Source organism: Sphaerisporangium sp. TRM90804 (assembly GCF_029846175.1).
Taxonomy (GTDB): Bacteria; Actinomycetota; Actinomycetes; order Streptosporangiales; family Streptosporangiaceae; genus Sphaerisporangium.
The window spans coordinates 58,617-73,374 of the sequence record NZ_JARWAC010000008.1 but is presented as its reverse complement, the minus strand read 5'-3'; the positions used below and the strand labels follow the sequence as shown (position 1 = coordinate 73,374).

General features: G+C 72.5%; 15 protein-coding genes. 2 read left to right on the top strand and 13 right to left on the bottom strand.

The window, feature by feature from the left end; all coding sequences use genetic code 11:
• The first annotated feature begins 6 nt into the window (after positions 1-6).
• A complete protein-coding gene (locus tag PYR91_RS10565) occupies positions 7-1,179 on the top strand; it encodes an NADH-quinone oxidoreductase subunit D (protein ID WP_279779339.1) in 1,173 nt (390 codons plus the stop codon).
• Positions 1,180-1,334: 155 nt separating this feature from the next.
• Here PYR91_RS10565 and PYR91_RS10560 read toward each other — a convergent pair whose 3' ends face one another.
• From PYR91_RS10560 to dacB, 11 genes are all read right to left on the bottom strand, one after another.
• Complete coding sequence (locus PYR91_RS10560) at positions 1,335-1,790, bottom strand: DUF3180 domain-containing protein (protein ID WP_279779338.1); 456 nt, start codon at positions 1,788-1,790, stop codon at positions 1,335-1,337.
• A 76-nt stretch (positions 1,791-1,866) separates the two neighbouring features.
• A complete protein-coding gene (gene folK / locus PYR91_RS10555) occupies positions 1,867-2,373 on the bottom strand; it encodes a 2-amino-4-hydroxy-6-hydroxymethyldihydropteridine diphosphokinase (protein WP_279779337.1) in 507 nt (168 codons plus the stop codon).
• Positions 2,370-2,735 carry a dihydroneopterin aldolase gene (gene folB, locus PYR91_RS10550; RefSeq protein WP_279779336.1) on the bottom strand — a complete coding sequence of 122 codons (366 nt, stop codon included), beginning with the start codon at positions 2,733-2,735 and terminating at the stop codon, positions 2,370-2,372. Before folB ends, folK begins: the two co-directional genes overlap by 4 nt.
• Before the next feature lie 61 nt (positions 2,736-2,796).
• A complete protein-coding gene (locus PYR91_RS10545) occupies positions 2,797-3,234 on the bottom strand; it encodes a nuclear transport factor 2 family protein (protein WP_279779335.1) in 438 nt (145 codons plus the stop codon).
• Positions 3,231-4,088 (bottom strand): dihydropteroate synthase, encoded by an 858-nt coding sequence (gene folP, locus PYR91_RS10540; protein ID WP_279779334.1) that lies wholly within the window; start codon positions 4,086-4,088, stop codon positions 3,231-3,233. The genes PYR91_RS10545 and folP overlap by 4 nt, the downstream gene beginning before the upstream one ends.
• Before the next feature lie 119 nt (positions 4,089-4,207).
• Complete coding sequence (gene folE / locus PYR91_RS10535) at positions 4,208-4,792, bottom strand: GTP cyclohydrolase I FolE (RefSeq protein WP_279779333.1); 585 nt, start codon at positions 4,790-4,792, stop codon at positions 4,208-4,210.
• A gap of 4 nt (positions 4,793-4,796) precedes the next feature.
• Positions 4,797-6,851, bottom strand: coding sequence for an ATP-dependent zinc metalloprotease FtsH (gene ftsH / locus PYR91_RS10530; protein ID WP_279779332.1), 2,055 nt, complete (start codon positions 6,849-6,851; stop codon positions 4,797-4,799).
• 279 nt (positions 6,852-7,130) lie between these two features.
• Positions 7,131-7,688 (bottom strand): hypoxanthine phosphoribosyltransferase, encoded by a 558-nt coding sequence (gene hpt, locus PYR91_RS10525; RefSeq protein WP_279779357.1) that lies wholly within the window; start codon positions 7,686-7,688, stop codon positions 7,131-7,133.
• Positions 7,689-7,705: 17 nt separating this feature from the next.
• Entirely contained in the window at positions 7,706-8,683 is a 978-nt protein-coding gene (tilS, locus tag PYR91_RS10520; RefSeq protein WP_279779331.1) for a tRNA lysidine(34) synthetase TilS, read from the bottom strand.
• A 75-nt stretch (positions 8,684-8,758) separates the two neighbouring features.
• Positions 8,759-9,850, bottom strand: a complete 1,092-nt coding sequence (locus tag PYR91_RS10515; protein WP_279779330.1) for a zinc-dependent metalloprotease — start codon at positions 9,848-9,850, stop codon at positions 8,759-8,761.
• A 28-nt stretch (positions 9,851-9,878) separates the two neighbouring features.
• Positions 9,879-11,273, bottom strand: coding sequence for a D-alanyl-D-alanine carboxypeptidase/D-alanyl-D-alanine-endopeptidase (gene dacB, locus PYR91_RS10510; protein ID WP_279779328.1), 1,395 nt, complete (start codon positions 11,271-11,273; stop codon positions 9,879-9,881).
• A 103-nt stretch (positions 11,274-11,376) separates the two neighbouring features.
• Between dacB and PYR91_RS10505 the strand changes: the two genes are divergently transcribed.
• Positions 11,377-11,898 (top strand): inorganic diphosphatase, encoded by a 522-nt coding sequence (locus PYR91_RS10505; RefSeq protein WP_279779326.1) that lies wholly within the window; start codon positions 11,377-11,379, stop codon positions 11,896-11,898.
• Positions 11,899-12,026: 128 nt separating this feature from the next.
• Here PYR91_RS10505 and PYR91_RS10500 read toward each other — a convergent pair whose 3' ends face one another.
• Positions 12,027-12,683: a hypothetical protein gene (locus tag PYR91_RS10500; protein ID WP_279779325.1), complete on the bottom strand. Its 657-nt coding sequence runs from the start codon at positions 12,681-12,683 to the stop codon at positions 12,027-12,029.
• Between the two features lie 22 nt (positions 12,684-12,705).
• Complete coding sequence (locus PYR91_RS10495) at positions 12,706-14,550, bottom strand: hypothetical protein (protein ID WP_279779324.1); 1,845 nt, start codon at positions 14,548-14,550, stop codon at positions 12,706-12,708.
• Between the last annotated feature and the right edge of the window lie 208 nt (positions 14,551-14,758).

The window sequence follows — 14,758 nt, the reverse complement described above, 5'->3', positions numbered from 1 at the left end:
GAGGGTATGAGCGAACCGCCCGCAGGGGCCGCGCGCACCGTACGCGTCGTCGGCATCGGGGCCGGGGCCAAGGAGCTGGCCACCGAGGACATGATCCTCAACATCGGGCCCCAGCACCCCTCGACGCACGGCGTGCTGCGCCTGCGGCTCACCATCGACGGCGAGCGCATCGTCGCGGCCGAGCCGATCATCGGCTACATGCATCGCGGCGCCGAGAAGCTGTTCGAAGTGCGCGACTACCGGCAGATCATCGTGCTGGCCAACCGGCACGACTGGCTGTCGGCGTTCGCCAACGAGCTGGGCGTCGTGCTGGCCGTCGAGCGCATGCTCGGCATGGAGGTCCCCGTGCGCGCCGTGTGGGCGCGCACGCTGCTCGCCGAGCTGAACCGCGTGCTCAACCACCTCATGTTCCTCGGCTCCTACCCGCTGGAGCTCGGCGCGATCACGCCGCTCTTCTACGCCTTCCGCGAGCGCGAGACCCTCCAGGCCGTCATGGAGGAGATCTCCGGCGGCCGCATGCACTACATGTTCAACCGGGTCGGCGGCCTCAAGGACGACCTGCCGCAGGGCTGGCTCGACCGCACCGCCCGGGCCGTCGGCGACGTCCGCAGACGGCTGCCCGACATCGAGAAGCTGATCCACCACAACGAGATCTTCGTCGCCCGCACCCGCGGCGTCGGCGTGCTCGACCGCGAGACGATCATGCAGTACGGCGTCAGCGGGCCGATCGCGCGCGCCTCCGGCGTCGACTTCGACCTGCGCCGCGACGAGCCGTACCTCGCCTACGGCGAGCTGCCGGTCAAGGTCGTCACCCGTTCGGCGGGCGACTGCCACGCCCGGTTCGAGGTGCTGCTCGACCAGGTCAAGGTGTCGCTCGACCTCGCCGACGCCTGCGTGGAGCGCCTGCGCGAGCTGCCGCCGGGCCCGATCAACCAGCGGCTGCCCAAGGTGCTGAAGGTCCCCGAGGGCCACACCTACGCCTGGACCGAGAGCCCGCTCGGCCTCAACGGCTACTACCTGGTGTCCCGGGGGGAGAAGACGCCGTGGCGGCTGAAGCTGCGCAGCGCGTCCTTCAACAACGTCCAGGTGCTGCGGGAGACGCTGCCGGGCAACCTGATCGCCGACATGGTGGCCATCCTGGGGTCGATGTTCTTCGTGGTCGGCGACATCGACAAGTGAGCGGAAGTTTCCGCCGGGACGTTTAACGCCTGCCGTGACGCGCAGTACCCCTGTTGCGTAAAAGGGACAGGGTGCGAGATTCAGGGTGGCTCCTGTGACGGGGCCCGGCACACGCCGGGCCCCGTTCGCGTCGCCCGGCGCGGGGCGACCCGATGTCAGGGGCGCGGCTCGTCCTCGGGCTTCTTGGGCACCCGGCAGGAGTGCTCCAGGTAGAGCGCCGCGCAGACCAGCGCCACACACGCGACCAGCGAGCCGCCGGCGAGGAAGAAGTCGCGGCGGGGGGCCTCCCGGTCGATCAACGGCACGACGTGCAGGACGAACCCGGCGAAGACCCCCGCGAAGATCGCTCCGACGTACGCCGACGCCTTGGCCAGGGCGGCGAGCCGGGCCACCGCAAGCGGCTCCACCGGAGTGGTGCCCGGCCTGCGCTGGATCCTCGCGCGGGTCATCCACCCGCTGTAGGCCTCGCCCAGGGCCAGCAGCGCCACCGTGGGGATGGCCGTCCAGGGGACGGCGGGCAGGTCGGAGTACACCCCCTGCAGGACGATCCAGGTGCCGGCCGCGAACGCGACCAGCAGCAGGACGAGCACGCCGGGACGGCTCGGCTTCACGCGCACACCCTCCTTGTCAGCGGCCGGCCCGGCGCCGCGGGGCATCGGCCCTCCACCACCGCCGGGGGACGGCACCTCAACCGGGCGGCTGGAGGGCCAGGTCGGCCCGCAGCCGGACGCCTCGCTGGTCGATGTCGGCCAGCAGGCCCGCCACCGACCCCCGCCCCGGCAGCACCGCCCCCGGGTCGATCTGCGACCAGGGGACCAGGACGAACGCCCGCGTGTGCGCGAGGGGATGCGGCAGCGTCAGCTCGGGGTCCTCCGACAGCAGGTCGCCGACCATGATGACGTCGACGTCGAGCGTGCGCGGGCCCCAGTCCTCGATGCGCACCCGCCCGAACGCCGCCTCCACCCCGAGCGCGCGCTCCAGGATGGCGTGCGGCCCGAGCGTCATGGTGCGGCCGACCACCACCGCGTTCAGGTAGGGCCGCTGGTTCGGCGGCCCGCCCACCGGCTCGGTCTCGTACACCGGCGACACCGACGTGAACTCGAGCCCCGGAGCGTCGAACAGCGCGTCGACGGCCCCCTGCAGGGTGTCGAACCGGCGGCCGACGTTGCTGCCCAGGGCCAGAACGACCTTCATCTCCGCCTCCTCCTCACGGTGACCACGACGTCGCCGAAGGGTACCGTGACGGGCGCGGCCGGCTTGTGCACCCGCACCTCGACCTCCTCGACCAGCTCGGCGGCCAGGCAGGCGTCGGCCAGGCGGTGGGCCAGCGTCTCGATCAGGTTGACCGGCTCGCCCTCCACGATGGCCGCCAGCCGGACGGCCAGCGCGCCGTAGTCGACGGTCTTGCCCAGGTCGTCCCCGGCGGCCGCCGGGGCGGTGTCGAAGTAGAGGGTGGCGTCCACCACGAACTCCTGGCCGAGCTCACGCTCGGCGGGCAGGCAGCCGTGCCGCCCCCGCGCCCGCAGCCCCCGCAGGCTCACGCTGTCGCCGCTCATCGTGCTCGTGCCTCCCGGGCGTGGCCGTACGTGCCCGGGAGCGTGCCGCGGCGCGGACCGGTCACTCCTCGGCTTCCTCGTCGTCGTCGTCGCCCTGCAGCACGGGGGAGCCGTGGTGGGACCACAGCCGCCACCCGTCGGAGGTGCGGACGAAGATGTTGGTGGCGACCACCCGGCCGGCGGCGAACGTGGCGTCCTCGGTGTCGGCGGCGGTGAGGATGTTCTCGGCGCAGGTGAGCACCGCGACGTGGCCCACCACGGCGGTGCGGACGTCGGTCAGCACGAACTGGATGTAGGGGGTGTTCGCCATGATCAGCGCCCAGGAGCGCAGGACCTCCGAGCGCCCGGTGAGCATCGGCCAGCCGGGGTGCACGCACATCGCCACCCGGCCGTCGTGGTCCTCGGCCCAGATGTCGGTCATGCGGTCGAGGTCGCCGCCCTCGATCGCCGTGTAGAAGGCCTCGTTGAGCTTCTCGATCTCGGCAGCGGTCGTGCTCATCGGACTCCCTCCCCCTCTCGCCAGGCCGCCGCGACGCGCACGGCGTCGGCGTTGGGACGGACGTGGTGCACCCGCACGCACCAGGCCCCGGCGTGGGCGGCGAGCGCGGTCACCGCGAGTGTGGCGTCGTCGCACCCGTCGAACGGCCTGGGGGCGCCGTCGGCGCCGGCCAGCAGACGGCCGAGGAACCGCTTCCGGGAGGCTCCGACGATGATCGGAAAGCCCAGCTCGCGCAGCGTGCCCATGCCCGCGAGCAGCGACCAGTTGTGCTCGGCCCGCTTGGCGAACCCCAGGCCGGGGTCGACGACGAGCTGGTGCTCCGAGACGCCCTCGGCGAGCACGGAGTCGACCCGCTTGCGCAGCTCCTCGGCGACCTCGGTGACGACGTCGGCGTAGACGGCGCGGGCCTCCATGTCGCGGCTGTGGCCGCGCCAGTGCATCACGACGTACGGCACGCCGGCGGCGGCGACCACCCGCGGCATCGCGGGATCGGCCAGGCCGCCGCTCACGTCGTTGACCAGGGCCGCGCCGGCGGCGACGGCCGCCTCGGCGACCTCCGCCCGCATGGTGTCGACGCTGACCGTGACGCCCTCCTGGGCCAGGGCGCGGATCACCGGCTCCACCCGGCGCAGCTCCTCGTCGAGGGACACCCGGGCGGCGCCCGGCCGGGTGGACTCCCCGCCCACGTCGACGATGTCGGCGCCCTGCTCGACCAGGTCGAGACCGTGGCGCACCGCGACGTCGGGATCGAACCACCGCCCGCCGTCGGAGAAGGAGTCGGGGGTGACGTTGACCACGCCCATGACCAGGCAGCGTGCCTTCTGGGGCAGCCCCGGCGGCGTCCATGTGGTCATGGCGTCCAGCCTAGGTGCTGACGGATGCCGATCTGTGCCATGGGTCCGGCTTGTGAATAACGAATCGGCCCATGCGCCGCTACCCGCGCGGCGGGCGGGCGGCGGGCGGGCGGCGGCCCTCAGCGGCGGCTGTTGATCAGGGCCATCGCCTCGGCGCGGGTCCTGTCGCTGTCGCGGAAGCTGCCGCGGACCGCCGAGGTGATCGTCTTGGCGCCGGGCTTGCGAACGCCCCGCATGGTCATGCAGAGGTGCTCGGCCTCGATCACGACGATGACCCCCCGCGGCGCCAGCACGCCCATCAGGGCGTCGGCGATCTGGGAGGTCATGCGCTCTTGTACCTGGGGGCGCCTGGCGTAGACGTCCACCAGCCTGGCCAGCTTGGACAGGCCGGTGATCTGCCCCTTCTCGTTCGGCACGTACCCCACGTGGGCGACGCCGTGGAAGGGGACCAGATGGTGCTCGCAGGTCGAGAAGACCTCGATGTCGGTGACGAGCACCATCTCGTCGTGGTCGGCGTCGAACACCGTGGTCAGCACGTCCTGCGGGGCCTGCCCCAGCCCGGCGAACTGCTCGGCGTAGGCGCGGGCCACCCTCGCGGGGGTGTCGACCAGGCCGTCCCGGTCCGGATCCTCGCCGATCGCGAGCAGGATCTCGCGAACGGCCTTCTCGATCCGGGCCGAGTCGACCTTGAGCGGCTTACTCACTCCCTCAGGCCTCGTCCTGCGGGCCCGAGTGGTGATCGTTGTTGACACGCGGCCCGTTGACCTGGCCCTGTGCGGAGTTGCCCGCGGGAAGCGCCGCGCCGTTGCCCGCCGCCTCACCGGAGAGCGCCGCGCCGTTGCCCGCGACCTCGCGGGGCGTCAGGATCGGCGGGCGGTCGGAGGGCAGCCGCTTGCCGTACCCGGAGTACGACGGCCGCTTCTCCCTGACGACCACCGTGGAGAAGACCCGCATGACCTGCTCGCGGGACAAAGTCTCCTTCTCCATGAGCTCCAGCACCAGGTTGTCCAGCACGTCGCGGTACTGGACGAGGATCTCCCACGCCTGGTCGTGCCCGGCCTCGATGAGCCGGCGGACCTCCTCGTCGATCGTCGAGGCGATCTTCTCGGAGTAGTCGCGCTCGTGGCCCATGTCGCGGCCGAGGAAGACCTCGCTGTTGCCCGTGCCGAACTTGCGGGCACCGAGGTGCTCGCTCATTCCGTACTCGGTGACCATGCGGCGGGCGATCGAGGTGGCCTTCTCGATGTCGTTGGCCGCGCCCGTGGTGGGCTCGTGGAAGACGAGCTCCTCGGCGGTGCGCCCGCCGAGCAGCATCGCGAGCTGGTCGAGCATCTCGGACCGGGTCGCGAGGAACTTGTCCTCCATGGGCAGGGTCATGGTGTAGCCGAGCGCCCGGCCCCGGGACAGGATCGTGATCTTGTGCACGGGATCGGAGTTGGGCAGCGCGTGCGCGACGAGGGCGTGGCCGCCCTCGTGGTAGGCGATGATCTTCTTCTCCTGGTCGGACATGACCCGGCTCTTGCGCTCCGGGCCCGCCATCACGCGGTCGATGGACTCCTCGAGGATGTTCATCGTGATGAGCTTCTTGTCCTGCCGCGCCGTGAGCAGGGCCGCCTCGTTGATCACGTTCGCCAGGTCGGCGCCGGTGAAACCGGGGGTGCGCCGGGCGATGATGTCGAGGTCGACGTCCTGGTCGAACGGCTTGCCGCGCCCGTGGACGCGGAGGATGCCCTTGCGGCCCTCCAGGTCGGGACGGTCGATGACGACCTGACGGTCGAAACGGCCGGGGCGCAGCAGCGCGGGGTCGAGGATGTCGGGACGGTTGGTGGCGGCGATGAGGATCACGCCGCCCTTGACGTCGAAGCCGTCCATCTCGACCAGGAGCTGGTTCAGCGTCTGCTCGCGCTCGTCGTGCCCGCCGCCGAGGCCCGCGCCGCGGTGCCGGCCGACGGCGTCGATCTCGTCGATGAAGATGATCGCCGGGGCGTTCGCCTTGGCCTGCTCGAACAGGTCGCGCACCCGGGACGCGCCGACGCCGACGAACATCTCGACGAAGTCGGAGCCGGAGATCGAGTAGAACGGCACGCCCGCCTCGCCCGCGACCGCGCGGGCCAGCAGGGTCTTGCCGGTTCCCGGCGGGCCGTACAGCAGCACGCCCTTGGGAATCTTCGCGCCGATCGCCTGGAACTTGGCCGGGGCCTGCAGGAACTCCTTGATCTCGTGGAGCTCCTCGATGGCCTCGTCGGCGCCCGCGACGTCGGCGAAGGTGGTCTTGGGGGTGTCCTTGGTGATGAGCTTCGCCTTGGACTTCCCGAAGCTCATGACCCGGGAGCCGCCGCCCTGCATCTGGTTCATGATGAACAGGAAGATGAGGACGATGATGACGATGGGCAGGAAGCTCACCAGCAGCCCCACCAGGAAGTTCTCCTGGGGCACGGTGACCTTGTACCCGTGCGGCAGCTTGCCCGCCGTTACCTGCGCCTGGAGCTGCTTCTGCAGCTCGACTCCCTGGCCCTGGACCCAGAACGCGTAGAAGCGATCCTCACCGCCGATCTTGCTGACGGTCTTGATCTCTATGCGCTGGTCCTTGTCGACGATCACGGCGTTGTCGACGGTGCCGTTCTGGATCTGGCTGACGACGAATGAGGTGTCCCTCTGGGCATAGTTGCTGTTGCCGCTCCAGAATGTGGAGGCGAGGAGGAGCAACACGACGATGCCCAGGATCCACAGCAGTGGCCCACGTGTAAATCGCTTGAGATCCATCCGATGCGGAACCCCTGCGGGCCCGTCCCTTCCTCAACACGGCCTAACCCCGGGCAAGCCCGGGGGCAGCGGCATCCCGAACCGCTCCTCCTGAGTTCCCGGGGGTGGTGGAACCCCGCCGAGACCTCCGAAGGTACACCGAGCCGCCGCGCAGGGTCACTGCCCCGGCGGACACCGGCTTTGTCCTACCAACGTACGCCAGCCGGTCCTGTGTTCCCCACGCTGAGACCGAATGGCGCGGTATCAGGCCAGTTCGCCGGTGCCCGCTTCGCTCAGGGCTTACTCGCCGCCGTAGACGTGGCGCGCCAGGGTGCCGATGAAGGGGAGATTGCGGTAGCGCTCGGCGTAGTCGAGGCCGTATCCGATGACGAACTCGTTGGGGATGTCGAACCCGACGTACTTGACGTCGATCGGCACCTTGACCGCGTCCGGCTTGCGCAGGAGCGTGCAGATCTCCACCGACGCGGGGTCGCGTGAGCGAAGGTTGTGGATCAGCCACGAGAGCGTGAGCCCGGAGTCGATGATGTCCTCCACCACCAGGACGTGCCGCCCGGCGATGTCGGTGTCGAGGTCCTTCAGCGTCCGGACGACGCCGGACGACTTGGTGCCGGCCCCGTAGGAGGAGACGGCCATCCAGTCCATCTGCACCTCGGTGTGCAGCGCGCGCGCCAGGTCGGCCATGATCATGACCGCACCCTTCAGAACCCCGACGATGAGGAGGTTCGTGCCCGCGTAGTCGGCGTCGATCTGGCCCGCGAGCTCCTTGATCTTGGCTTGGAGTTCTTCCTCGGAGATGAGGACCCTTTCGAGGTCCTTGCCCATGTCGGCTGCGTCCACCAGGGGTTTTTCCTTCATCACGAGAGGGTGTTGGCGAATATCAGGGTGCCATACCGCCTCACGACACCCACCCCCCCGGGTAGCTCCACGAGCCGCTGCCCCCGCCAGCCGGTGACCAGCCGGTCGACCTGCTCGATGTGCACCGCCCCCAGCGCGGACGCCGTCGCGCCCGCCTCCAGGGCGGCGCGCCGGATCACCCGGCGCCGCACCGCGGCGGGCAGGTCCTTCAGCGCGGCGACGGTCAGCCCCTGGCCGACGCCGCGCCCCTGGGCGTACACCTCGTCGGCCCACTCGTCCAGCGCGTCGGCGTCGTCCCTGCACAGGCTGGCCGTGCGGGCCAGCGCCTCGGTCACCCCGGGCCCCAGGGCCCGCACCAGGACCGGCAGGACGTCGTGGCGGACGCGGACCCGGGTGTAGGCGGGGTCGAGGTTGTGCGGGTCGTCCCAGGGCGCGAGGCCGAGCGCCGCGCAGGCGGCGCGGGTGGTCTCCCGCGACAGGCCCAGCAGCGGGCGGCGGTAGAGGCCGGCGACCGCGGGCATGCCGGCGAGCGAGCGGGTGCCGCTGCCCCGCGCGAGCCGCAGCAGCACGGTCTCGGCCTGGTCGTCGCGGGTGTGGCCGAGCAGCACCGCCGAGGCCCCGAGCCGCTCGGCGGACGCCGACAGCGCCGCGTACCTGGCCGTGCGGGCGGCGGCCTCAGGCCCGCCGCCGGCGCCCACGGTGACCGTGACCGCCTCGGCGAGCTCCAGCCCCAGCTCGGGCGCCAGCCGCACGACCTCCCGTGCGCGCTCGGCCGAGCCCTCCTGGAGGCCGTGGTCGACGCTCACCAGCCCGGCGCGCAGCCCCATGCGGGGCGCGACGAACCCCAGGCAGGCCGCCAGGGCCAGGGAGTCGCCGCCTCCACTGCAGGCCACCAGGACGAGGTCGCCGGGCGAGGCGTCGCCGAGCGACTGTCGTACGGCGCGGCGGATCTCGGCGACGGCGGGATGCGGGCCCATGCTCCCAGTGTGGTGCGCGCCCGCGCCCGCGGGGGACACGACCGGCCGGGGCCCGGCCGGTCGTGTCCGCGGAGGTCAGACCTGGCCGTTGGCCGCCGGCAGCTCCCGCACCCGGCCGACGCGCTCGATCCACTTGCCGGGATCGGCGATCTCGGTGTGGTCGGGCAGGGTCTCGGGCGAGCCCCAGACCCGGTTGAAGCCGTCGATGCCGACCTCGGCGACGACCTTGCGCACGAACGCGGCGCCCTCGGCGTACTGCTTGAGCTTCAGGTCGACGCCGAGCAGCCGCCGGATGGTGCGGTCGAAGCGGGAGCCGCCCTCCCTGCGGTGCTGGAACTTGGAGCGGATGTCGGCCACCGACGGGACGACCGAGGGCCCGACGGCGTCCATGACGTAGTCGCCGTGCCCCTCGACCAGCGTCATCACCGCGGTCAGCCGGGCGAGGATCTCCTTCTGCTCGGGCGTCTGGATCGCGTCGATGAGGTTTCCCTCGCCGCCCTTGATCGCGTCGGCCACGGCGTCGGAGGCGGCGCGCAAGCGGTCGAGCATGGTGCCGAGGTCGATGTCGGACGCCAGCAGGAACTGGGTCATCTGCCCGTGCACGTACTCGCGCAGCCACGGCACGCCGGTGAACTGGACCCGGTGGGTCTCCTCGTGCAGGCACACCCAGAGCCGGAAGTCGCGGGGGTCGACGCCGAGCTCGCGCTCGGTGTGCACGATGTTGGGGGCGACCAGCGTGAGCCGCCCGGTGGGCGCCCGCCCCTCGGGGTCGGGCGGAAGGAACAGCTCGTACTGGCCGAGCACACGGGTGGCCAGGAAGGCCAGCACGGCCCCGACCTCGAAGCCGGTGACGCGGGAGCCCACGGCGCCCACGATCGCGGGCATCTGGTCGCGCCGTTCGTTCATGCGGGCGGTCAGCGGTTCGAGGACCACCCGGAACCCGTCGACGTTGGCGCGGATCCACCCGGGGCGGTCGACGACGGTCGCCTCCACGGGCTCGGCGGCGCCGTTGATGCGGGCGAACTCCTGCACGTGTTCCTCGGCCTCGCGCGAAAGCCGCCTGAGCTCGGTGACGGCGTGCTTGGCCTCCTCTCGGCTCACCTGAGGGCCGGGTCGGACGAGACGGACACCGGTCGCAACGGCCAGGTCCCAGTCGATCACCTGCATGTTCACCACCGTACGTCGTGCGGCGAAGTTATGAGCAACCGCACCGGGAGACAATGGCCGCGAGCCGGTCGAGCGCCGCCTCGGCGCCGTCCGGATCGGCGACGTCGTCGGCCATGAACGCGAACGCCACCAGCCGGCCGTCAGTGGTCCTGGCCAGCCCCGCCAGCGTGTTCACCCCGTTCAACGTGCCCGTTTTGGCGCGCACCATGCCCGCGCCCGGCCGGGTGTCGTCCTTGGCGTACCTCTTGCCGAGCGTGCCGGTGAACCCGGCCACGGGCAGACCGCTGATGACGGCGCGCAGGCGCGGGTGCGCGGGCGAGGCCGACAGGGCGACCAGGCGCACCAGCGCGGCGGGGGTGATCCGGTTGCGGGTGGACAGTCCGCTCCCGTCGTGGACGCTGACGCCGGCCACGCCGAGCCGCTTCATGAGGTCGCGGACGGCGCCCGCGGCGCCCGCGAAGCTGCCTTCCCGGCCCTCCTTGATCGCCACCAGGTGGACGAGCGCCTCGGCGAGGTCGTTGTCGCTCGCGGTCAGCATGTGCTCGACCAGCTCGTACACCGGCGGCGACTCGACCCTGGCCACCTCGGCCGCGGAGGGGGCCGCCTTCGCCCGCCTGACCGGCCCGTCGACCTTGATCTTGTACCGGCCGAGCAGGGAGGCGAAGGCCTCGGCCGCCGAGCGCGGCGGGTCGGCGTACCGGGCGTCCCCGCGCGGGTTCTCCCGCCCCTCGTCGATCATCAACGCCGACACCGGCGCGACGCTGCCCTCGGGCACGTACCCCGGCTTCCAGCCCGGCGCGGTGCGCGGCCCGGTGAACAGCGAGTCGTCGTAGGCCAGCCTGACCGAGGTGGTGCCCGCGGCCTTGAGGGCCTTGGCGGTGCGGGCCGCCAGCGTGGCCAGCGTCGCGGGCCGCGGGTAGCCGGGGGTGCCGGCCGCGGGCCCGGCGAGGGTGGGGTCGCCGCCGCCGACCAGCGTGACGGAGCCCTTCTTGGGCCGCACGACGCGCGTGGCCACCCGGGCGTCGGGACCGAGCGCGGAGAGCGCGGCGACCGCCGTCACGATCTTGGTGGTGGAGGCGGGCGTGAGGCCGGCGCCCGACCTGCTGCTGTACAGGGTGTCGCGGCCGGCGACGTCGACCACCACCGCGGCGACGTTGCGCCCGAGCGCCCGGTCTTTCAGCGCACCGGACAGGCGGGCGGCCAAAGTACCCTTGCCCGGGAGAGATCCGTCGGCGGCCGAGGCCAGCACCGGCCCCGAGGTCACGATGGGGACGGGCGCGGGTGAAGGCGGCGGCGTGGCGACCGTCCGCTCCACGGCCCGGGTGTCGCGCCCGCCCTCGCGCAGGACGTAGGCGCCCGAGGCGCCGACGAACACCTGGAGCAGGGCGAGCGTCGCCAAGGCGACCGTTCGCTCGCGACGCACCACCTCACCGACCTCTTTCCCGCATGCGTCATCCTGGATATACGCCTACGAGACATTAATGCCCAGTCGGGAGTACCCCGACAGGCCTGAGCGGAGGAACGTAGTGGAGTTCGACGTTGTCGTTGAGATTCCGAAAGGACAACGCAACAAGTACGAGGTCGATCACAAGACGGGCCGCATCCGGCTGGACCGCCTTCTCTTCACCTCCACGCAGTACCCCGCCGACTACGGTTTCATCGAGGAGACTCTGGGCGAGGACGGCGACCCCCTCGACGCGCTGGTCCTCCTGCAGGAGCCGACCTTCCCCGGCTGCCTCATCAGCTGCCGGGCGGTGGGCATGTTCCGGATGACCGACGAGAAGGGCGGGGACGACAAGGTCCTCTGCGTGCCCGCGACCGACCCCCGCATGGAGCACATCCGCGACATCCACCACGTTCCGGAGTTCGACCGGCTGGAGATCCAGCACTTCTTCGAGGTCTACAAGGATCTCGAGCCCGGCAAGTCGGTCGAGGGCGCCAACTGGGTGGGGCGCGTGGAGGCCGAGGTGGAGATCCACCGCAGCATCAAGCGCCACCTCGACCACGTGGCGAGCGGAGGCGACGCCTACGGCGGCGGCGCCCACTGAGCCGCCGGGGCGGTCCAGGGCGAGCCGGCGGTCACCGCGAACCGGGCACGGCGAGCGGGGTGAGCCCGGCCTCGGCGAGCCGGGTGGTCACAGCGCCCGGTCCCGGCGAGCCGGGTCGCGGTGAGCGGTCACGGTGAGTCGAGGCGCAGCAGCCGTGTCAGCCATGGGCGCAGCCCGGTGGGCGGCGGCGCGGGGCCGCGTGGATAGGTGAAGACCGGGGCCTCACGGCCGTGGGCGGCGCGGATCTCGGCCGCCTTGCACCAGTCGGTGAGGGTGCGCCCGGCGGCCCAGGCCGCGCCCAGCGCGGGCCTGGCCTCGGCGTGCCGCTCCCAGATGCGCAGGAGCGTGACGGTCGCCTGGGCGGCGGTGTAGCCGTCGTCCGGGTAGGCCGTGCCCGCCAGGTAGGGGGCGGTGACCTGCCCGGCGAAGCGGGTGTCGAGCACCCATGTCCAGTTGGCGGTCACCAGGCCGAGCACGATGTCGGGCACGGCCGCCGCGGCGTCGTACATGAGGTGCTGGCGGGGGCCGGTCAGGCGGTGGGACGGCCACAGCCACCCGACGTCGGCCGGGAGCCCGCCGCGGGACAGCCAGGAGAGCACGGCCAGGCCACGTGCGGTCTGCAGCCGGCACAGGTCGAGCACGCCGCGCAGCTTGCGCGGCCCGGGGTCGAGCCAGACGGGCCAGCCGACGCGGTGCGCCCGGGGCACCAGCCGGGCCAGCTCGGGCGCGACGGGGTGCGGGCACACCCTGACCCCCGGATGGGAGTCGTCTCGGAGCGTGAACACGGGCCGCTCGCCGCCGGACGCCCTACCGCGGCGCCAGGGCGTGTGAACCGGCCGGGGCTCCCCCCGACGGGCCCTGCCGCGAGCCCTCCCGGCCGTCCCACCCCGCCTCACGCGGCTCACCGCCGTTCGCCTCACTCGGCCCCGCGCCCCCCGCCTCACGCGGTTCACCGCCGCCCACCTCGCGGAGCCCTCCGCCACCCGTCCCACGCGGTTCTCCGCCACCCGTCCCACGCGGTTCTCCGCCACCCGTCTCGCGGGGCTCACCGGCAGTGGCCACACGCGCCTCGGCGACAAGATCGTGCGCGGGCTCGGCGGGGGGCCGTCGTGGCGGCTCGCCCGCCCCGCCTTCCCCCGCGCCGCCGCGCGGCCCGGGAAGGGACTCTCCCGCGTGATGGTCTTTGCGCGGGCCCTCGCGGCCCTGTTCGCCCTGCGGGCCGCCGGGTGGCATGGGCGCCAGGGTCGGGCGGGCGGACTGCGGAGGGGAGGCGGGCGGGACGGGCTTGGCCGTGGGCGGGCAGGGGGTAGGCGGCGGGCCGTTCTGGTGGTCCACCGGCGGGGGCGGCTTGGCCGGCGGATGCTCACGCGGCGGCTGGGGCGGCCCGACCTGGTCGGAGGGCGGAGCCGTGGGCGCGATGACCTCGGGCGGCTCGGTCGTCGGCGAGGGGAGCGGCACGGGCGGGGGCGAGGCCGACGGCGGCCGTGGAACCGTGGGCACCGGCACCGGCGGGGTCGGAAGCAGCGTGGGAACCGGGGCGAGACCGGGCACGCCGGCGCCCTGACGCAGGACCGCCATGGGCACGGTGGACGGGACGGCCTCGACGATCGGGGTGAGGGTCGGCAAGCCCCCCGAGCGTCCCGACGGAGCATGGCCGGAGACGGCCGGGGCGCCGGACCGGGCGCGGGCCGGCGTCAGCGCGTCGGCGTCGCCGGAGAGCCGCCCGCCGGCCCCGTGGACGGCGCCGACGAGGACTACCGCGGCGGCGACGACCGCGACCGCCGCCATCGTGCCCGCAACGACCTGAGGCCGGAGACGACGCCCTTTGGCGTCGCCGGCCGGAAACCCGTCGGCGGCGAGCAACCCGGTGCGGCGCGCGACGTACCGGCGGTAGGGGACGAGCTCGGGGTCGATGAAGCAGCTCATCACCCGCACCCGCAGGGTCTCGGGCGCGGTGACGGCGGGCAGCAGGGCGAAGACCTTCGCCGCGGAGACGCGGCGCTCGCGGTGCGGGGCGCACAGCTCGCACAGCTCGCTGTGCTCCAGCAGCCGCTCGCGGGCCGGCGGGTCGAGCGGCCAGGAGAGCCCGGCCTGGATGCGCCCGCGCGCGGGGCAGTCGCCGTTGGCGTTGCGGGCGAGGATCTCGCTGGTGACCAGCGACTCCAGGCGCCGGCCCGCCGCCTGCCGCAGCCGCTCGGCGGTGTCGGCGTCCACCCCCAGCACGGCGGCGAGCTCCTCGCCGGGGATCTCGTGCCGGGTCAGCAGGTCGAGGGCCTCGCGCTCGTGACCCGGCAGGGCCGCGACCGCGCCGGCGGCGACCAGCCGCATGTCGCCGTCGTGCGTGCCGGGCACCGCGGGGTCGTCCGGTGCGGACTCCTCGCGACCGGCGGGGGGGATCGAGGACCGCCTGCGCGCGCACTCTCCGCGTGCCAGCGCGTAGAGCCAGGCACGCACCCGCCGGGCGTCGGCGAGCGCGTGGATGTGCGCCTCCGCGGCGATCATCGTGTCACGCAGCACCACCTGCGCGCCGTCGGAGCTCTGGAGCACGGCCCAGGCGTATCGGTAGATGCCCTCGGCGTAGCCGTCATAGAGGGCAGCGAGGGCGCCGGGATCGCGGGCGCGCAGGGCCTCGACCAGGTCGCTGTCATTCATATAACCGACAGTAAAGGCTTCGTAACTGCTCGCTCCAGTGTTTCCCTCACAATGACCTGCCTTCGTTACTAGCGTAATGAAAGCGAGCAAGATTGTTTGGCAGGACTTGCAGTTCATATCACGATCAGGTAAGACATATCCGCGTGTGACACTCCAGCGCGCACGACAAGGCCGCCAGAAGTGTTGACATCACCATTTTTCCCGTTTT